The organism is Kluyvera fluvialis, assembly GCF_059725275.1.
On the sequence record NZ_AP046142.1, the window covers coordinates 3,437,808 to 3,456,205 of the forward strand.

The following is an 18,398-nucleotide window of genomic DNA, read 5'->3' on the forward strand; positions in this document are numbered from 1 at the left end:
TCAAAGCGTAAACAACGTATAACGGCACATGATCTTATAAGCGACGCCCGGAGACAACAATTAGTTGCACAAAAAACGCGGCTCACCGATGAATATAGGGTGATTTGCTGTAAAAAAAAGCGGCGGAGGATAATCCCCCGCCGCTTATGTCTCGCTGATGTGTTAATTGCCGGATAGCCGCGTGCTACGCCCTATCCGGCACACCGCGCTTATTTTGATTTAATTTCGTACAGTGGCGTTTGCCCTGCAACGACATGACCTTCGGCTTTAATAACCAGACCACCGAAATCATCGCTGTTGCTGCAAACCACTGGGCTAATCATTGAGCGAGCGTTCGCATTCAGGAAGTCCAGATCCATTTCCAGAATCGGCTGACCTGCGGTCACTTCTGCGCCCTCTTCGACCAGACGTTTGAAGCCTTTACCTTCCAGCGCAACGGTATCGATACCCATGTGGACAACGACTTCCGCACCTTTGTCAGTTTCCAGACAGAACGCATGGTTAGTGTTGAAGATTTTCACGATAGTGCCCGCTGCCGGAGAAACAACGATTTTATCCGTTGGTTTCACCGCAACACCGTCGCCGACCGCTTTGCTGGCGAAGGCTTCATCAGGAACCTGCTCCAGCGCAACCACATCACCCGTAATTGGAGAAACCAGAGTCTCAACGGTTGTCGCATTGGCGACCGCCTGCGGTTTAGCCGCTGGGGCTGCCGCTGCTGGTGCGCTTTCTGCTGCTGCGGCAGCAACCGGGCCACGCGCAACCACTTTCTTCATGGCGTCGCCGATAGATTCCGCTTTCGCACCCACGATAACCTGGATGGTTTGCTTGTTCAGTTTAACCACACCGGATGCACCCAGACGTTTACACATCGCATCGCTAACCTTAGCGGAGTCGCCAACGGTCAGACGCAGACGGGTAATACAGGCGTCAATCGCTTTCAGGTTGTCAGTACCACCGACAGCCGCAATGTAGCTCGTTGCCAGTTGGTTCAGACCTTCTTCGGTGTTGCTGTTCGCTTCATCAGTCACCACGTTGTCGTCTTTATCTTCACGGCCCGGCGTTTTGAGGTTAAACATGCGAATAACCACGCTGAACAGGACGAAGTAGATAACGAAGAAGATAAGCCCCATTACCACCAGCATCCAGACGTTCTTACTTGCTGCCGGCAGGCTGTACATCAACACATAGTCGATAGCACCTGCGGAGAAGGAGAAGCCTGCATGAATACCCAGCAGCGTAGCGAGGAACAGGCTAACGCCGGTCAGGATCGCGTGCAGGAGGTACAGCAGTGGAGCCAGGAACATGAACAGGAATTCCAGCGGCTCGGTAACACCGGTCAGGAATGCGGTGACTGCAACGGACAGCAGCATACCGCCAACCATTGGACGACGCGCTTTTGGTGCTGCGAAGTACATCGCCAGCGCTGCACCCGGCAGACCAAACATCATGATTGGGAAGAAGCCGGACATGAACATCCCCGCAGTGCCGTCACCCGCATAGAAGCGGTTGATGTCACCGTGGAATACCACGCCAGCGGAGTTGGTAAATTCACCAATCTGGAACCAGGCGATGGTGTTCAGAACCTGATGCAGACCGGTTGGGATCAGCAGACGGTTGATGAAACCAAAGATACCGGAACCCAGCGCACCTGCGCCCACAATCCATTCACCACCGGAATGAATAGCGTGCTGAACCGGTGGCCATACGTAGCCAAAGATTGCCGCTAATACCAGGCAGAAGAAGCCCGTTGCGATCGGCACAAAACGTTTGCCGCCGAAGAAGCTCAGGAAGTCAGGCAGCTTGATACCCGACCAACGGTTGTAGGCCGCACCACCCACCAGACCGGTGATGATACCTGCCAGAACACCCATGTTGATTTCTGGGTTGATAGTGACCATTGCTTTGGTCAGGACGAAATAACCTACTGCACCTGCCAGCGCTGCCGCACCCGCGCTGTCTTTAGACCAGCTGGAAGCCACACCGATGGCGAAAATCAGTGCCAGGTTATCGAAGATTGCTCCACCCGCTTGTGCGATAAAAGCAACGTTAAGTAAGTCTGGCTGACCAAATCGCAGCAACAGTGCTGCTACCGGCAGCACAGCGATAGGGAGCTGTAACGCCCTACCTAGCCGCTGGAAAAAACCTAAAATATTCATCTTATTCCCCCTACGAGACCCCGATACGACTCATTTAAGCCATTTTTTTATTGTGCAAAAAAGCATGACACTGCGATGTCTAGTAAACTGCAATCACAACACTCAGGCTTATGAGTGTGTGAAAATTTAATTCGTATCGCAAATTAAACACGCCTTTTTTGTGACTATAGTCACCAAATATTGTTCTTACCACTCCCTTTCACTGGCTAACCATGAAAACTTATTTTATCATTCAAAAAATCAAAACGGATTGCTCCCTGTCGGTGTAAACGGGTTAAGCTTAGTCGAGTGCACGGAGACGCCATCCGCCAACTGCTTACATTTTACATATTGAGGTGAAGAATGAGACTGATTCCTCTCGTTAACGCTGAACAAGTCGGCAAATGGGCTGCTCGCCACATCGTTAACCGTATCAACGCATTTAAGCCAACCGCAGACCGTCCGTTTGTGCTCGGCCTACCAACCGGCGGCACTCCGCTGGCGACGTACAAAGTATTAGTTGAAATGCATAAAGCGGGCCAGGTTAGCTTTAAACACGTCGTCACCTTTAATATGGACGAATATGTGGGCCTGCCGAAGGAACACCCGGAAAGCTACCACAGCTTTATGCACCGCAACTTCTTCGACCACATTGATATCCCAGAAGAAAACATCAACCTGCTGAACGGCAACGCGCCGGATGTTGACGCAGAATGCCACCGTTATGAAGAGAAAATTCGCTCTTACGGTAAAATTCACCTGTTTATGGGCGGCGTAGGCAACGATGGTCACATCGCGTTCAACGAACCCGCATCGTCACTCTCTTCCCGTACCCGTATCAAAACGCTGACCCACGAAACCCGTGTGGCTAACTCTCGCTTCTTCGACGGTGACGTCGCGCTGGTACCTAAATATGCGCTGACCGTTGGCGTGGGCACGCTGATGGATGCCGAAGAAGTGATGATTCTGGTGCAGGGCGCACCAAAAGCGCTGGCGCTGCAACAGGCTGTGGAAGGCAACGTGAACCATCTGTGGACGATTACCTGTCTGCAACTGCACCCGAAAGCGCTGATCGTGTGTGACGAACCGTCCACGATGGAACTGAAGGTGAAGACTTTGAAATATTTCCACGAGCTGGAAGCGGAAAATATCAAAGGTCTGTAATTGTTTGTCCGTCCCGTAGTGACCTACGGGACAACTTTTTTTGAATACCGGGGGTCGTAATGTATGCATTAACCCATGGCCGAGTTTATACCGGTCACGAAATTCTGGATGACCATGCGATTATTGTCGCCAATGGCCTTATTGAACGTATTTGCCCACTGGCTGACGTACCCGCGAACGTTGAACAGCGTTCCCTGAATGGTGCCATTCTCGCCCCTGGTTTTATTGACGTTCAGCTCAACGGCTGCGGCGGCGTTCAGTTTAACGATACGGCAGAAGCCGTTAGCGTTGAAACGCTGGAAATCATGCAGAAAGCCAATGAGAAATCGGGCTGTACGAGCTTCCTGCCAACGCTTATCACCACCAGCGACGACCTGATGAAACAGGGTGTACGCGTGATGCGTGAGTATCTGGCAAAACATCCAAATCAGGCGTTGGGTCTGCACCTGGAAGGCCCGTGGCTGAACCTGGTGAAAAAAGGCACGCATAACCCTGATTTTGTGCGTAAACCGGACGCCGAGCTGGTGAAATTCCTCTGCGATAACGCCGATGTGATTACCAAAATCACCCTCGCCCCGGAAATGGTGGCTCCAGAAGTCATTACCCAACTGGTTAACGCCGGTATTGTAGTGTCTGCGGGTCACTCTAACGCCACGGCGAAAGAAGCGCGCATTGGTTTTCGTGCGGGTATCTCCTTCGCTACGCATCTGTTTAACGCGATGCCGTACATGTCTGGACGCGAACCTGGCCTGACGGGCGCGATTCTTGATGCTAACGAAATTTACTGCGGGATTATCGCCGATGGTCTGCACGTAGACTTCATCAATATCCGTAACGCAAAACGCCTGAAAGGCGATAAGCTGTGCCTGGTTACCGATGCCACAGCACCGGCTGGCGCAAACATAGAACAGTTCATTTTTGCTGGTAAAACAATATACTACCGCAATGGACTCTGTGTTGATGAAAACGGCACGCTGAGCGGTTCATCACTGACGATGATCGAAGGGGTACGCAACCTGGTTGAGCACGCCAACATTGCGCTGGACGAAGTGCTGCGTATGGCGACGCTGTATCCTGCTCGCGCGATTGGCGTAGAGAAACAACTGGGCAGCATTGCGCCAGGCAAAGTGGCGAACCTGACCGCTTTCACACACGACTTTAAAATCATCAAGACCATCGTTAATGGCGACGAGGTCGTTACTGAGTAAGAAAAAGAATGACATCAGGCGGACAAGCTCAAATAGGTAATGTTGACCTCGTAAAACAGCTTAACAGCGCGGCCGTTTACCGCCTGATTGACCAGCATGGGCCAATCTCGCGTATTCAAATCGCCGAGCAAAGCCAGCTTGCGCCCGCCAGCGTGACTAAAATCACGCGTCAGCTTATTGAGCGCGGATTGATCAAAGAAGTCGATCAGCAGGCCTCCACTGGGGGCCGCCGCGCTATCTCCATCATTACCGAAACCCGCAATTTCCACGCGATTGGCGTTCGTCTGGGTCGTCACGACACCACCCTTACGCTGTATGACTTGAGCAGTAAAGTGGTGGCAGAAGAACACTATCCGCTGCCGGAGCGCACCCAGGAGACTCTGGAACATGCGCTGCTGAATACCGTCGCCCTGTTTATTGAATCGTGCCAGCGTAAAATCCGCGAGCTGATCGCAATTTCCGTGATTCTGCCCGGTCTTGTTGACCCGGAAAGCGGCGTGATTCGTTACATGCCCCATATCCCGGTTGAAAATTGGCGTTTAGTCGAAGCGCTGGAAAAACGCTTCCGCGTGACCTGTTTTGTGGGTCACGATATCCGCAGTCTGGCGCTGGCTGAGCACTACTTCGGTGCAAGCCAGGACTGTGAAGACTCGATTTTGGTGCGCGTACACCGTGGTACGGGCGCGGGAATTATCTCCAACGGGCGGATTTTTATTGGTCGTAATGGTAACGTCGGCGAAATCGGTCACATTCAGGTTGACCCACTCGGCGAGCGCTGCCACTGCGGTAACTTCGGCTGTCTGGAAACGGTGGCCGCCAACGCCGCTATCGAACAGCGCGTACGCCATCTGCTGGAACAGGGCTATCACAGCCGTGTGACGCTGGATGATTGCCACATCAAAACCATCTGCAAGGCGGCCAATAAAGGCGACCCACTGGCGACGGAAGTGATTGAACACGTTGGCCGACACTTGGGGAAAACCATCGCTATTGCCATAAACCTGTTTAACCCACAAAAAGTGGTGATCGCCGGAGAAATTATCGAGGCTGATCGCGTGCTGCTGCCCGCCATTGAAGGCTGTATCAACACTCAGGTTTTAAAGGCGTTTCGCAAAAATCTGCCGGTTGTGCGCTCCACGCTCGACCACCGCTCAGCCATTGGCGCTTTTGCCCTCGTAAAACGGGCGATGCTCAACGGTATTCTGCTGCAACACTTGCTGGAAGGTTAGTCGTAAGAAGAAATGCAGAGGATAACGTGTATAATTACGCCTCTTTAAAACAAACGCCAGGTAGTCCATGACCATTCAGAATGTAATCTGTGATATTGATGGCGTGCTGATGCACGACAACGTTGCTGTTCCCGGTGCTGCAGAGTTTTTAACGCGAATTCTGGAAAAAGGGCTGCCGCTAGTCCTGCTGACCAACTACCCTTCGCAGACCGGGCAAGACTTGGCAAACCGTTTTGCAACTGCTGGCGTCGATGTGCCAGATAGCGTGTTCTACACCTCAGCAATGGCAACCGCCGATTTCCTGCGCCGTCAGGAAGGCAAAAAAGCCTACGTGGTGGGCGAAGGCGCATTGATTCACGAATTGTATAAAGCCGGATTCACCATCACCGACGTCAACCCAGACTTTGTCATCGTGGGCGAAACCCGTTCCTATAACTGGGAAATGATGCACAAAGCGGCCTTCTTTGTGGCGAATGGCGCACGTTTCATCGCCACCAACCCGGACACCCACGGTCGAGGTTTCTATCCGGCCTGTGGCGCACTGTGCGCGGGCATCGAGAAAATCTCCGGTCGCAAACCGTTTTATGTTGGTAAGCCAAGCCCGTGGATTATCCGCGCAGCGCTGAACAAAATGCAGGCCCACTCCGAACAAACCGTCATTGTTGGCGACAACCTGCGCACCGACATTCTTGCGGGCTTCCAGGCGGGCCTGGAAACGATTCTGGTGCTTTCTGGCGTCTCGACGATTGATGACATCGATAGTATGCCGTTCCGCCCATCGTGGATTTACCCATCCGTTGCTGAAATCGACGTTATCTAACGGTCGGCTGTGCCTGATAGCACTTCGCTTATCAGGCACATTCTCAAAATGATATTCATCTAATAAAAACCCACTTTTATTGCACAATCCTCAAAATACATGCCATTGACCTAGCCATTTTTTATAATTCAACAACCCCCATTGCACTTTTTATTTTTACCCCGCTAAAACGCTTGCTCCCTCCCCGCCTTTACGGCATTTTTGATAACAACAACAAGGCAGCGCATGACGCATAGCCTGCATAATTTCACGACATAACAGGGTTAACGGAGAAGTCTATGTGTTCTATTTTCGGTGTACTGGATATTAAAACTGACGCGGGCGAGCTGCGTAAAAAGGCGCTTGAGCTTTCCCGCCTGATGCGCCACCGTGGCCCGGACTGGTCTGGTATCTACGCCTGTGATAAAGCGATTCTGGCGCATGAGCGCTTATCGATTGTCGATGTTAACGCCGGTGCGCAGCCGCTTTATAACGAAAAGAAAACGCATGTGCTGGCCGTTAACGGTGAAATCTACAACCATCAGGCTCTGCGCGCGGAATACGCTGGCCGTTACCCGTTCCAGACCGGTTCCGATTGCGAAGTGATCCTCGCGCTGTATCAGGAAAAAGGCCCAGAATTCCTCGACGATTTGCAGGGGATGTTTGCCTTCGCGCTGTACGACAGCGAACAAGATGCGTATCTGATTGGCCGTGACCCTATCGGCATTATTCCGCTGTATATGGGCTATGACGAATTCGGCAACTTCTACGTCGCCTCTGAAATGAAAGCGCTGACGCCGGTGTGCCGCACCATTAAAGAGTTCCCGGCGGGTAGCTATCTGTGGAGCAAAGACGGTGAAATTCGCCAATATTATCAGCGTGACTGGTTCGATTACGATGCCGTAAAAGACAACGTGACGGATAAAAATGCCCTGCGTCAGGCGTTGGAAGAGTCCGTAAAAAGCCATTTGATGTCTGATGTGCCGTACGGCGTGTTGTTGTCCGGTGGCCTGGATTCTTCCGTTATTTCCGCCATCACCAAAAAATTCGCCGCACGTCGCGTTGAAGATGATGAGCGTTCAGAAGCCTGGTGGCCACAACTGCACTCGTTTGCCGTTGGCCTGGAAGGCTCGCCAGATCTGAAAGCCGCGCAAGAAGTGGCAAACCATCTTGGCACGGTGCACCATGAAATCCACTTCACCGTGCAGGAAGGTTTAGATGCGATTCGCGACGTGATTTACCACATCGAAACCTACGATGTGACGACCATTCGCGCCTCGACGCCGATGTATTTGATGTCGCGTAAAATCAAAGCGATGGGCATTAAAATGGTTCTGTCCGGCGAAGGTTCTGATGAAGTGTTTGGCGGCTATCTTTACTTCCATAAAGCGCCGAATGCCAAAGAGTTACACGAAGAAACCGTGCGTAAATTGCAGGCGTTGCATATGTATGACTGCGCGCGCGCCAACAAAGCGATGTCAGCCTGGGGCGTGGAAGCTCGCGTGCCGTTCCTGGATAAAAAATTCCTCGATGTGGCGATGCGTATCAACCCGCAGGATAAAATGTGCGGCAACGGCAAAATGGAAAAACACGTGCTGCGCGAATGCTTTGAGTCTTATCTGCCCGCAAGCGTTGCATGGCGTCAGAAAGAGCAGTTCTCCGACGGCGTGGGCTATAGCTGGATTGATACCTTAAAAGAGGTGGCGGCAAAACAGGTTACCGACCAGCAACTGGAAACCGCGCACTTCCGCTTCCCGTACAACACGCCAACCTCGAAAGAAGGCTATCTGTACCGTGAAATTTTTGAAGAGCTGTTCCCGGTGCCAAGCGCTGCGGAATGCGTACCAGGCGGCCCGTCTGTCGCCTGTTCTTCAGCGAAGGCGATTGAGTGGGATGAAGCGTTCAAAACGATGGACGACCCGTCAGGCCGTGCGGTCGGCGTGCACCAGTCTGCATATTAATAAACGTGATGTTTAAATAGAAAAGCCCCCGATGGTGACGTCGGGGGCTTTTTTTGGCGCATTGTGCAGGTCAAGAAGAGAGAAAACTTACTCCCCGCGCCCTTTCTTCGCCGCTAGCGAACGCAGCAGCACCCCAAGCGTCGTGCCGTTATGCAGCATCGCGCTGGCGCCCGGAGAGAGCCAGCCCAGCGCTGCCGCCAGCATAATGGCGCTGTTGATCCACTCGGTGAGCTTGATATTGCTATTCACCAGTTTCATCGCCTCCGTAGACAATTGACGAGCGGTAATCACCCCGTACAGATTGTCCTGGAGCAGCACCGCGTCCGCCGCCTGTTGCGCCAGCTCGGTACTTTGGTTCATTGCCAGCCCGACGTCCGCCTGTGTGAGCACCGGCGCATCGTTGATGCCGTCACCGACAAACATCACTTTATGCCCCGCCGCCTGTAGCGCACGGACCACGTCCACTTTGCTCTCTGGCGTGGCCTGCGCCACATAACGGTCGATACCGACACGCTCCGCCAACTGATAGGCTTTTTCCGCACGATCGCCGGTCAGCAGTACCACCTGGCGAATACCGGCGTCTTTTAGCTGTTGAATAACCTCCGACGCCTCATCGCGCAGATGATCCTGTAAGCCAATCATCCCCACCAGTTGGTTGTCGAAGCCAATAAACAGCAAGTGCCGCCCCTGCGCCGCCAGTTCACTGATTTCATCCTCGTAAGGCGTGAAATCAATATCGTAGTGGCTTTCCAGGAAGTGACGGCTGCCAATCACCATTTGATGCTCGTCCAGCGCACAGAGCAAACCGTGGGCTATCACATACTCCACTTCACCGTGGGCGATATGCGGCAACTCATGGTGCTCTGCTGCGGCAACCACCGCATGGGCCAGCGGATGATTGCTGTGCTCCTCCACCGAGGCGGCAATAGCCAGCAGGCGTTTAGCCTGCACCAGTTGGTCATTGAAGCTGATGACGTCAGTCACCTGCATTTCATCATGGGTCAGCGTACCGGTTTTATCGAACACCACGGTGTCCACTTCCGCCAGCTTCTCGATGGCTCGCCCGCCTTTGAGCAGCAATCCGCTCTGCGCCGCGCGATACATGATGGATTTAAACGCAATCGGCGTGCTGAGTTTCAGCGCACAGGAGTAATCTACGAGGAATACCGATGCCAGACGCTCCCAGTTGCGCGTCATAGCAAATACCGCCGCCCCGACGCCCAGCGTGATGGCAACACGGCGATCGGCCATTTGCTGAGTCACTTGCTGCGTTTCACTGCGCTGGGTTAATGAGTCACGGATGAAGCGGCGAATATGCGCAGTCGAGGATGACTCGCCAACCTGCTCTGCCGTAATCGCCACGTTACCGTCCTGAATCTGCGTTCCGGCATACACCCAGGAACCCGGCTCGCGGCGTACCGGCACACTTTCACCGGTCATCGAGGACTGGTTAACCTGTGCCACCCCGCGCAGCACCGTGCCATCCGCCGGAATGTTATCTCCCGGCCCCAGCAGCATGACGTCGCCCGCCACCAGATCACTGCTGTTGATCTCAACGCTTTCGCCGTCACGCTCGACCCATACAGGGTGTTCACGCGGCTGCATTAAGTCTGCCAGCAGTGCATCCGAGTGGCGGCTGGTTTCCTGCTCCATGTACTCGCCCAGCGTCAGCAGTGATTGCGTCAGCATGGCGGTACGGTTGTCGCCGCGCAGCATGGAAAGGCTGAGCGCCAGCGCATCCAGCACTTCCACTTTGAGCTGCCCCTGGCTTAGGGTATGCGCCCCTTCCAGGATAGTCGGTGCCGTCAGTAAAGCCGCAGGCAGCCGCGCCCAGCGCGCTGGCAACACTTGCGTCAGCGCCAGCCCCGCAAGGTTAAGCAGGTTATCGCCGCCGCAGTATTCGGTTTCAAATTCGCTATCGTCCGCCGTTTGCCAGTCCAGCGCATCAACCGCCGCCACCAGCGCAGCAAGCGTGGTTCGTGCGCCGTCCCATTGGATAACCGCGCTACGAGCGGAAGGGCGGATCCGCACACCGCTCACGCCGGGTAGTGTGAGGATCTGCTGTTTCAGCCAACCAGCGGCATCGGGGTAATCCGCCAATGCGGCTACCCGCAAACGCACGCGCCCGGGGATCTGGTGAACGATAGCCACACGTTCGCCTGGCGCACTCACTCGATATCTTCCTTATTCTGGCTACGGTAGTAATCCACTTCAGCCTGTAAGTCAGCGATGCGCTCTTTAAGTTCTTCCATTTCACCACGCACCGTGCCCCATGCTTTGGTCGCGGTGTTGGAGATACCTTGCTGTACGTTGCAGTTAGTCAGCAGATAGGTGATAGCGGCTCCGGCTACCAATCCGGTAATCAGATGCGTGCGATTATTTGTGGGCGCTGGCATTTGTACCGGCATCGCCGCCGGGTTACGCTCCCACATGCCGGTATAAGGGTTATACAGGTACTCAGGCTGATTCATTATTTGCTCGCTTAGCTATCGCATCCATAAGATAAAGAGAAGCCGCGCCAACCCCGATAATCGTCAGCACAGACTCAAGCGGGCGGCTCTTATTGGCATCCGCTAGCGCCATTACCGTGCCGCTAATCAGGCTCGCTTTGGCGGTCTCTTTAATGACCGCGCAGGCAGCTTCATTCAGCGTTTGTTCACTTTGTTGGTAACGCTGCCATTCACGCAGGCAGGCAGCGCTGCCGCCGACAAGCGCGCCCGCAATCGCGGCGCGACCTACCGGATTATGCGGATTACGATTGCTGCTCATCCTCTACGCCCTCATTGTCAAGCTGCATGGCAGTTGGCTGGCGATGGCGTTCTACGGATTCCTGGAACCCTTCTTTCCCGGCCTTCATGGTGTCGCGAAAGATTGCCGCGCTGGAGGTGGCGGTATCTTTAATCGCTTCAGAACCGTTCTTCACGCCGTCTTTCACTTTGCTGGAACCCGTTTTCAGCATATCGCCCGCCCCTGCCAGCGTTTGCATCAACATGCCGCGTACGGAATCATTGGTCAGCAGCAATGTCACCGCCGCGCCAACCATAGCCCCTTTCCAGAACTCTTTATCATCCATACCCACGGTGCTGATGATATTTTTCAGCAGACCCGCCTGCTCGCCCATCGCGCCGTCAACGACGTGCTGAGCATGCTGGCTCCAGTCAACGCCCGGTGCTGCGGCGTGATGCTGATGGTGATGATGCGGATGCGCGAACTGTGGAGGAACACCCTGTGGCGCAGGCGGGAAGCCCATCGGTGGGAAACCCATCGCCATTTGCGGTGGCATTTGCATTTGTGGCTGCGGCGGCATTGCTGGCTGTGCAGGCATTTGCCCATTCTGTGGCCAGGCCATGCCCTGCGGCATTGGCGGGTACGGATACCACGGGTAGCCGTATGGTGGGTAGTAGCCTGCTGGTGGTACTTGCTGATTGTTGTTGTCATTGGTGCTCATGATGACAGTCCTTATTCATTAGTGAGAGGGATTAAGAATGGCCGCTAGCTGCTCCAGCGCGTGCTGGGCCTGCTCGCCGTCATGACCAAACAGTTGATTGAGGATCTGTGGACGAATTGCCGCCGCATCGTACTCAAGGACAATAGAGCCGCTGTCGCTATTGATCTGATAACGCCGGAGATACCCTTCAGGATGGCAATAAGCATCAAGTTGTTTAAGTTTGCCGTGGCTGAGGCTGGCTATCAGCTTGTTGGAAAAACGCAGGCGTAAGCGCCCAGGAATATGATGCGCCACTTCGACAAAGCGGCGTAGTGTCAATAAGTCGCCAAGGGATTCAACAGGCATATCATTTAATACCCTCATATTTATAGGTGGCATCAATACAATCACAGATGAAAAGCGCCAAAAAGCGCTAATCGCCCTTCTCTTGCGGTGTATCAAAATGAAATGAGCGATTCTTTTTTGCTCTGCGAACGGGGAAGGCTGGACATGGCGGTAATGCAAATATAAATTACTCTCATTACTACTACATAAGTAAAATATGAGGCGGCTATGACTCCTTACCTGCACCAGACTCCCAATCGCATTCGTATTCGCTCTAGCTGGATTCAGCGTCACCCTCAGGAAGTCTCGCGACTGATAGACACACTACGCAGCCGCGATGGAATTCACGAAATCGTGCACCGTTTATATGCCGGTTCGGTGGCTATCAATTTCGATTCTGCCAAAATTGCCGCAAATGACTTGCTGACGGAGCTGGAACAGGCGCAATGGCTGAGTAGCCAAAAAGATAAAAGCTATATTGAGAACACACTGCGTGTTGGCGCGGGTCATTTGCTCAAAACGCTGGCTTTTGGTGCCTTAAAGCGCACGGTGGGCGGCCCCGTCGTTTCTATTGTCAGTGTTTTAACCCGATAGACACGTATTGAGTCGGGTTATACTTATGGGCCTTTATAACGTTAAATAACCAATAATTGCCGAATAATGCGCCATGCTGTTCACAACCCAACCAAACAGTCACATTCCAGTGAATTTCATTGAAAAAGGGGTTGACGGTATTAGGCTCAATAAGCATAATGCGCCCCGCAACGCCGATAAGGTAGCGCGAAAAAAAAGATGGCTACGTAGCTCAGTTGGTTAGAGCACATCACTCATAATGATGGGGTCACAGGTTCGAATCCCGTCGTAGCCACCATCTTTTTTTGCGGGAGTGGCGAAATTGGTAGACGCACCAGATTTAGGTTCTGGCGCCGCAAGGTGTGCGAGTTCAAGTCTCGCCTCCCGCACCATTCACCCGTAAGCGTTGCACGGATGGGGTATCGCCAAGCGGTAAGGCACCGGTTTTTGATACCGGCATTCCCTGGTTCGAATCCAGGTACCCCAGCCATATTTCTTCGATATTTGCGGTTATCCGCGACGGTATTGGGGTATCGCCAAGCGGTAAGGCACCGGTTTTTGATACCGGCATTCCCTGGTTCGAATCCAGGTACCCCAGCCATCGAAGAAAAAATCTGGCTACGTAGCTCAGTTGGTTAGAGCACATCACTCATAATGATGGGGTCACAGGTTCGAATCCCGTCGTAGCCACCAAATTAGAAATTTATCGATTATTTCGGTAAACTAAAAAGAATTGTTGGGGTATCGCCAAGCGGTAAGGCTCTGGTTTCTGATACCAGCATTCCGAGGTTCGAATCCTCGTACCCCAGCCAATTTCAAAAAGTCGTTCACTGTGTGAATGCACCCGTTGGGGTATCGCCAAGCGGTAAGGCACTGGTTTCTGATACCAGCATTCCGAGGTTCGAATCCTCGTACCCCAGCCAAATTAAAAAAGCTCGCTTCGGCGGGCTTTTTTGTTTTTGTCGTTTAAGAAAATGCCTAGTGGCGCAATGCTTATCAGGCCTACGATTCTGCAACTATGTGTAGGCCGGGTAAGACATTGCCGCCACCCGGCACATCGCGCGCTACAGCCCTAAAGCATATTTCAACGCCTGACGTTTCAACACGCCAGCACGTTGCGCAGCCATCAAGCCAATATTTCGCAAAATCTTCAACGGTTTGAGATCGTTACTGAAACCGGCATAGAACAGATCCATGCCGGATTGCATCAGCAAATTGTCGCTACGGCGGCGGGTTTGATAACGTTTGAGCACTCGCTCACTGGCCCAGTCCTCACCATAGCTACGGGCGTTGGCTAATACATCGATCAGCGCATCCACATCGCGATAACCCAGGTTTACCCCCTGCCCCGCCAACGGATGGATAGTGTGCGCCGCATCGCCCACCAGCGCTAAACCCGGCTGGATATAATGCTGGGCGTGGCGTCGGGTTAGCGGAAATGCCCCAGCGGCAACCGGGGTCACATGGCCTAAACGCTGCGGGAAATGGGTGGCGATTTCACGCTGAAGCTGCGGCATCGGTAGCGACTGTAGCTGGCGAATACGCGCTGGCGTGTCGTACCACACCAGCGACGCCCAATGATCGAACAGCGGTAAAAATGCGCGCGGCCCCGTAGGTGAAAATTGTTGCCAGGTGCTGTCACCAGGTTCGTTTTCGCACTGTACCGTAATCAACATACATGACTGTGGATACTGCCAGCCATGAATGCCAATCCCCGCCAGTTGACGAACCTGAGAGAGCGCACCGTCAGCGCCCACCACCAAACGGGCCTCGATTTCCACATCATCCGACAAACCTAACCGATGGCGGTCGCCTTCAACCCGCATGGCGTGAAGTGAAGCGCCATGATGCAGCGTCACCTGCGGATGCGCCTCTAACGCCTGCCACAGCGCTAATTGCAGGACGTTATTCTCCACCATATAACCCAGATTCGGCAGCTTAAGCTCTTGGGCATCAAACACCACGTGCGCCGATTGCCACTCCCAGGTTTCCAGGCAGCGCCAGGGATGAGCGCGCATCGCCAGCACCGCGTCCCAAACGCCAAGGCTTCGCAACAGCGATACGGAGGAAGCACTAATAGCTGAAATCCGCACATCCGGCTGAGAAGCCGCATCAAACGCAGGCGGCGCGGCCTTTTCCAGCACGCTGACCATAAAGCCGTTCTGTGCCAGCGCTAATGCCAGCGCCCCGCCGACCATTCCACCGCCAACGACGGCAACATCTGTGTGTAGAATTGTCATCATTTATTATCCTTAAACCCGAATTCCCTCAGTTTACCGGACTTTTTCGGACTTTAGGCTAATAACCGTCACGCTGGTCACAACCGCGCCAAAGCATTACAATACGCGCCCTGCAATGTTGGCGATTCACAATTGAGCAAGAGCAAGTCGATGACAAAAAAACTCCACATTAAAACCTGGGGCTGTCAGATGAACGAGTACGATTCATCCAAGATGGCCGATCTGCTGGATGCCACACATGGGTATCAACTGACCGACGTGGCAGAAGAAGCGGATGTCCTGCTGCTGAATACCTGCTCAATTCGCGAGAAAGCGCAGGAAAAAGTGTTCCACCAATTAGGCCGCTGGAAATTACTCAAAGAAAAAAAACCAGGTCTGATTATTGGTGTCGGCGGTTGTGTGGCTTCTCAGGAAGGCAAACTCATCCGTCAGCGCGCGCACTACGTAGATATTATTTTTGGCCCACAAACACTGCACCGTCTGCCGGAGATGATCAACGCCGTGCGCGGTAACCATAAGCCGGTTATCGACGTCAGCTTCCCGGAAATCGAAAAATTTGACCGTTTGCCGGAACCTCGCGCCGACGGCCCAACTGCGTTTGTCTCCATCATGGAAGGCTGCAACAAATACTGCACTTACTGCGTAGTACCGTATACGCGCGGTGAAGAAGTGAGCCGCCCATGCGATGACATCCTGTTTGAAATCGCCCAGTTAGCGGCTCAAGGCGTGCGTGAAGTTAACCTGCTGGGGCAGAACGTTAACGCCTGGCGCGGTGAGAACTACGACGGCACTACCGGTTCGTTCGCAGAGTTGCTGCGTCTGGTGGCGGCTATCGACGGCATTGACCGCGTTCGCTTCACCACCAGCCATCCTATCGAATTTACCGACGACATCATCGAGGTGTATCGCGACACGCCGGAGCTGGTTAGCTTCCTGCATCTGCCGATTCAAAGCGGTTCCGACCGTGTATTAAACCTGATGGGCCGCACACACACCGCGCTGGAATATAAATCGATTATCCGCAAACTGCGCGCGGCGCGACCGGATATTCAGATTAGCTCAGACTTTATCGTCGGCTTCCCTGGCGAAACCACGCAAGACTTTGAACAGACCATGAAACTGATTGCTGAGGTTAACTTCGACGTCAGCTATAGCTTTGTGTTCTCTGCACGTCCTGGTACGCCAGCCGCCGATATGGTTGACGATGTACCAGAAGAGGAGAAAAAACAGCGCCTGTACATTCTCCAGGATCGCATCAACCAACAGGCGATGGCGTGGAGCCGCCGGATGTTGGGCACTGTTCAGCGTATCCTGGTCGAAGGCACTTCGCGTAAGAGCATTATGGAACTGACAGGCCGTACCGAGAATAACCGTGTGGTGAATTTCGAAGGCACGCCAGACATGATTGGTAAATTTGTCGATGTTGAAATCGTTGACGTCTACACCAACTCACTGCGCGGTAAACTTGTACGTACCGAGGAAGAAATGGGGCTGCGCGTCGTAGAATCGCCGGAGTCCGTTATTGCTCGTACCCGTAAAGAAAACGATTTGGGCGTGGGGATTTACCAGCCTTAATCGTGCTGGCCCGTCTGTCCTGGCGGGCCTTGTATTTCCTCTCGCCATCCCCATATTTATTGCAATGCTTGCGCCTTTTAACTGTGGCGTGAATAATTCCTTTACAGGCCGGTGAACGCTCGTCTTCCGGCTATACATAAATAAGAGGAACAGTTTGAACATAGATACTCGCGAAATTACCCTGGAGCCGGCAGACAATGCCCGTCTGCTGAGCCTGTGCGGCCCGTTTGATGACAATATCAAACAGCTAGAGCGACGACTGGGCATCGAAATAAACCGCCGCGATAACCATTTCAAACTGACGGGACGCGCGATTTGCGTGACCGCCGCTGCCGATATTCTGCGTAGCCTGTATGTCGATACCGCCCCGATGCGCGGTCAGACACAAGATATTGAGCCAGAACAGATTCATCTGGCGATTAAAGAAGCGCGAGTGCTGGAACAGAGCGCCGAGAGCGTGCCGGAATACGGCAAAGCTATCAATATCAAAACCAAGCGTGGGGTCATTAAGCCGCGCACGCCAAACCAGGCGCAGTACATTGCCCATATTCTTGACCACGACATCACCTTTGGCGTCGGCCCTGCGGGTACGGGTAAAACGTATCTGGCGGTTGCGGCAGCGGTTGATGCCCTGGAGCGCCAGGAAATTCGCCGTATTCTGCTGACCCGTCCGGCGGTAGAAGCCGGTGAAAAACTGGGCTTCCTGCCGGGTGACCTGAGCCAAAAAGTTGACCCGTATCTGCGCCCGCTGTATGACGCGCTGTTCGAGATGCTTGGCTTTGAGAAAGTCGAAAAGCTGATGGAGCGCAACGTGATTGAAGTCGCTCCGCTGGCCTACATGCGCGGTCGTACGCTGAACGATGCGTTTATTATTCTCGATGAGAGCCAGAACACCACCATCGAACAGATGAAAATGTTCCTGACGCGTATCGGCTTTAACTCTAAAGCAGTGATTACCGGCGACGTCACCCAGATTGACCTGCCGCGCAGCACCAAATCTGGCCTGCGTCACGCCATTGAAGTGCTGGCAGATGTCGATGAAATCAGCTTTAACTTCTTCCACAGCGAAGATGTCGTGCGCCACCCTGTGGTTGCCCGCATCGTTAACGCTTATGAAGCCTGGGAAGAAGCCGAACAAAAACGTAAAGCCGAGCTGGCAGCAGAGCGTAAACGCGAAGCTCAAGAGCAGGAGCAGAAATGAGTCAGGTGATCCTCGATCTCCAGTTGGCCTGTGAAGATAACACCGGTCTGCCAGACGAAAGTCAGTTTCAGACATGGCTGGATGCCGTTATCCCGCAATTTCAGGAAGAATCAGAAGTCACGGTTCGCCTGGTTGATGAAGCGGAAAGCCACGAGCTGAACCTCACCTACCGTGGCAAGGACAAATCCACTAACGTGCTCTCTTTCCCGTTTGAAGCACCGCCGGGAATTGAGCTACCGTTGCTGGGCGATTTAATCATCTGCCGCCAGGTGGTTGAGCGAGAAGCCAAAGAGCAGGAAGTGCCGCTGGATGCTCACTGGGCGCACATGGTAGTACACGGCAGCCTGCATTTGCTGGGCTACGACCATATCGAAGATGAAGAAGCAGAAGAAATGGAAGGCATCGAGACAGAGATAATGCTTGCTCTGGGCTATGAGGATCCGTACATTTCCGAGAAAGAATAAGATGTCGGGCTGCGGCCCGACGCTTTTACATGCCGTCCAGCGCTGAATATCCGCGTGACGCGCGACAGTTCAAT

Annotated in this window: 16 protein-coding genes and 7 tRNA genes; 16 read left to right on the forward strand and 7 right to left on the reverse strand. The window is 53.5% G+C overall.

Annotation, left to right across the window (positions count from 1 at the left end; all coding sequences use genetic code 11):
- Positions 1–209: 209 nt before the first annotated feature.
- Positions 210–2,159 carry a PTS N-acetyl glucosamine transporter subunit IIABC gene (gene nagE / locus AC6I4B_RS16215; protein ID WP_497766543.1) on the reverse strand — a complete coding sequence of 650 codons (1,950 nt, stop codon included), beginning with the start codon at positions 2,157–2,159 and terminating at the stop codon, positions 210–212.
- Positions 2,160–2,501: 342 nt separating this feature from the next.
- On the opposite strand from nagE, the gene nagB reads away from it, so the two are divergent.
- The 5 genes from nagB (at position 2,502) to asnB (ending at position 8,499) form a co-directional block, all read left to right on the forward strand.
- Positions 2,502–3,302 carry a glucosamine-6-phosphate deaminase gene (gene nagB / locus AC6I4B_RS16220; protein ID WP_497766545.1) on the forward strand — a complete coding sequence of 267 codons (801 nt, stop codon included), beginning with the start codon at positions 2,502–2,504 and terminating at the stop codon, positions 3,300–3,302.
- A gap of 59 nt (positions 3,303–3,361) precedes the next feature.
- Complete coding sequence (gene nagA / locus AC6I4B_RS16225) at positions 3,362–4,510, forward strand: N-acetylglucosamine-6-phosphate deacetylase (RefSeq protein ID WP_497766546.1); 1,149 nt, start codon at positions 3,362–3,364, stop codon at positions 4,508–4,510.
- An 8-nt stretch (positions 4,511–4,518) separates the two neighbouring features.
- Positions 4,519–5,739, forward strand: a complete 1,221-nt coding sequence (gene nagC, locus AC6I4B_RS16230) for a DNA-binding transcriptional regulator NagC (RefSeq protein ID WP_497766548.1) — start codon at positions 4,519–4,521, stop codon at positions 5,737–5,739.
- 67 nt (positions 5,740–5,806) lie between these two features.
- On the forward strand, positions 5,807–6,559 hold the full coding sequence (gene nagD, locus AC6I4B_RS16235) for a ribonucleotide monophosphatase NagD (protein ID WP_497766550.1): 753 nt from the start codon (positions 5,807–5,809) through the stop codon (positions 6,557–6,559).
- 278 nt (positions 6,560–6,837) lie between these two features.
- Positions 6,838–8,499, forward strand: a complete 1,662-nt coding sequence (gene asnB / locus AC6I4B_RS16240) for an asparagine synthase B (protein ID WP_497766552.1) — start codon at positions 6,838–6,840, stop codon at positions 8,497–8,499.
- 87 nt (positions 8,500–8,586) lie between these two features.
- On the opposite strand, the gene AC6I4B_RS16245 is transcribed toward asnB, so the two are convergent.
- From AC6I4B_RS16245 to AC6I4B_RS16265, 5 genes are read right to left on the reverse strand one after another with little or no spacing between them, the layout of a single operon-like run.
- Positions 8,587–10,671 (reverse strand): heavy metal translocating P-type ATPase, encoded by a 2,085-nt coding sequence (locus AC6I4B_RS16245; RefSeq protein ID WP_497766554.1) that lies wholly within the window; start codon positions 10,669–10,671, stop codon positions 8,587–8,589.
- Complete coding sequence (locus AC6I4B_RS16250) at positions 10,668–10,970, reverse strand: YtxH domain-containing protein (protein WP_497766556.1); 303 nt, start codon at positions 10,968–10,970, stop codon at positions 10,668–10,670. Before AC6I4B_RS16250 ends, AC6I4B_RS16245 begins: the two co-directional genes overlap by 4 nt.
- The gene (locus AC6I4B_RS16255; protein ID WP_497766558.1) at positions 10,957–11,268 is read right to left on the reverse strand and encodes a magnetosome protein MamC family protein; all 312 of its coding nucleotides are present in this window, start codon (positions 11,266–11,268) and stop codon (positions 10,957–10,959) included. Before AC6I4B_RS16255 ends, AC6I4B_RS16250 begins: the two co-directional genes overlap by 14 nt.
- Positions 11,252–11,947, reverse strand: a complete 696-nt coding sequence (locus tag AC6I4B_RS16260) for a hypothetical protein (protein WP_497766559.1) — start codon at positions 11,945–11,947, stop codon at positions 11,252–11,254. The genes AC6I4B_RS16255 and AC6I4B_RS16260 overlap by 17 nt, the downstream gene beginning before the upstream one ends.
- An 18-nt stretch (positions 11,948–11,965) precedes the next feature.
- Entirely contained in the window at positions 11,966–12,292 is a 327-nt protein-coding gene (locus AC6I4B_RS16265; RefSeq protein WP_497766561.1) for an HMA2 domain-containing protein, read from the reverse strand.
- 207 nt (positions 12,293–12,499) lie between these two features.
- On the opposite strand from AC6I4B_RS16265, the gene AC6I4B_RS16270 reads away from it, so the two are divergent.
- From AC6I4B_RS16270 to AC6I4B_RS16305, 8 genes are all read left to right on the forward strand, one after another.
- Positions 12,500–12,865 (forward strand): hypothetical protein, encoded by a 366-nt coding sequence (locus AC6I4B_RS16270; RefSeq protein WP_497766562.1) that lies wholly within the window; start codon positions 12,500–12,502, stop codon positions 12,863–12,865.
- Between the two features lie 200 nt (positions 12,866–13,065).
- Positions 13,066–13,142: transfer RNA gene (locus AC6I4B_RS16275), tRNA-Met, on the forward strand.
- A 9-nt stretch (positions 13,143–13,151) separates the two neighbouring features.
- Positions 13,152–13,236, forward strand: a tRNA-Leu gene (locus tag AC6I4B_RS16280).
- Positions 13,237–13,259: 23 nt separating this feature from the next.
- Positions 13,260–13,334, forward strand: a tRNA-Gln gene (locus tag AC6I4B_RS16285).
- 36 nt (positions 13,335–13,370) lie between these two features.
- Positions 13,371–13,445 (forward strand) — tRNA-Gln (locus AC6I4B_RS16290).
- A gap of 15 nt (positions 13,446–13,460) precedes the next feature.
- Positions 13,461–13,537, forward strand: a tRNA-Met gene (locus tag AC6I4B_RS16295).
- 44 nt (positions 13,538–13,581) lie between these two features.
- Positions 13,582–13,656 (forward strand) — tRNA-Gln (locus AC6I4B_RS16300).
- Between the two features lie 36 nt (positions 13,657–13,692).
- A tRNA-Gln gene (locus AC6I4B_RS16305) sits at positions 13,693–13,767 on the forward strand.
- Between the two features lie 141 nt (positions 13,768–13,908).
- On the opposite strand, the gene ubiF is transcribed toward AC6I4B_RS16305, so the two are convergent.
- Positions 13,909–15,084, reverse strand: coding sequence for a 3-demethoxyubiquinol 3-hydroxylase (ubiF, locus tag AC6I4B_RS16310; protein ID WP_497772205.1), 1,176 nt, complete (start codon positions 15,082–15,084; stop codon positions 13,909–13,911).
- Positions 15,085–15,234: 150 nt separating this feature from the next.
- On the opposite strand from ubiF, the gene miaB reads away from it, so the two are divergent.
- The 3 genes from miaB to ybeY all read left to right on the forward strand — a co-directional run bounded on the left by miaB (position 15,235) and on the right by ybeY (position 18,324).
- Entirely contained in the window at positions 15,235–16,659 is a 1,425-nt protein-coding gene (gene miaB / locus AC6I4B_RS16315; RefSeq protein ID WP_497766564.1) for a tRNA (N6-isopentenyl adenosine(37)-C2)-methylthiotransferase MiaB, read from the forward strand.
- Between the two features lie 154 nt (positions 16,660–16,813).
- Complete coding sequence (locus AC6I4B_RS16320) at positions 16,814–17,860, forward strand: PhoH family protein (protein ID WP_497766565.1); 1,047 nt, start codon at positions 16,814–16,816, stop codon at positions 17,858–17,860.
- A complete protein-coding gene (gene ybeY / locus AC6I4B_RS16325) occupies positions 17,857–18,324 on the forward strand; it encodes an rRNA maturation RNase YbeY (RefSeq protein ID WP_497766566.1) in 468 nt (155 codons plus the stop codon). Before AC6I4B_RS16320 ends, ybeY begins: the two co-directional genes overlap by 4 nt.
- Positions 18,325–18,398: the final 74 nt, after the last annotated feature.

Bases quoted from the DNA above. Each gene is read 5' to 3' on its own strand.
- nagD (WP_497766550.1), top strand. From the start codon at position 5,807: ATGACCATTCAGAATGTAATCTGTGATATTGATGGCGTGCTGATGCAC.
- ybeY (WP_497766566.1), top strand. From the start codon at position 17,857: ATGAGTCAGGTGATCCTCGATCTCCAGTTGGCCTGTGAAGATAACACC.
- miaB (WP_497766564.1), top strand. From the start codon at position 15,235: ATGACAAAAAAACTCCACATTAAAACCTGGGGCTGTCAGATGAACGAG.
- AC6I4B_RS16260 (WP_497766559.1), bottom strand. From the start codon at position 11,947: ATGAGCACCAATGACAACAACAATCAGCAAGTACCACCAGCAGGCTAC.
- nagE (WP_497766543.1), bottom strand. From the start codon at position 2,159: ATGAATATTTTAGGTTTTTTCCAGCGGCTAGGTAGGGCGTTACAGCTC.
- ubiF (WP_497772205.1), bottom strand. From the start codon at position 15,084: ATGACAATTCTACACACAGATGTTGCCGTCGTTGGCGGTGGAATGGTC.
- AC6I4B_RS16255 (WP_497766558.1), bottom strand. From the start codon at position 11,268: ATGAGCAGCAATCGTAATCCGCATAATCCGGTAGGTCGCGCCGCGATT.
- AC6I4B_RS16250 (WP_497766556.1), bottom strand. From the start codon at position 10,970: ATGAATCAGCCTGAGTACCTGTATAACCCTTATACCGGCATGTGGGAG.
- AC6I4B_RS16270 (WP_497766562.1), top strand. From the start codon at position 12,500: ATGACTCCTTACCTGCACCAGACTCCCAATCGCATTCGTATTCGCTCT.
- nagA (WP_497766546.1), top strand. From the start codon at position 3,362: ATGTATGCATTAACCCATGGCCGAGTTTATACCGGTCACGAAATTCTG.
- asnB (WP_497766552.1), top strand. From the start codon at position 6,838: ATGTGTTCTATTTTCGGTGTACTGGATATTAAAACTGACGCGGGCGAG.
- nagC (WP_497766548.1), top strand. From the start codon at position 4,519: ATGACATCAGGCGGACAAGCTCAAATAGGTAATGTTGACCTCGTAAAA.
- AC6I4B_RS16265 (WP_497766561.1), bottom strand. From the start codon at position 12,292: ATGCCTGTTGAATCCCTTGGCGACTTATTGACACTACGCCGCTTTGTC.
- nagB (WP_497766545.1), top strand. From the start codon at position 2,502: ATGAGACTGATTCCTCTCGTTAACGCTGAACAAGTCGGCAAATGGGCT.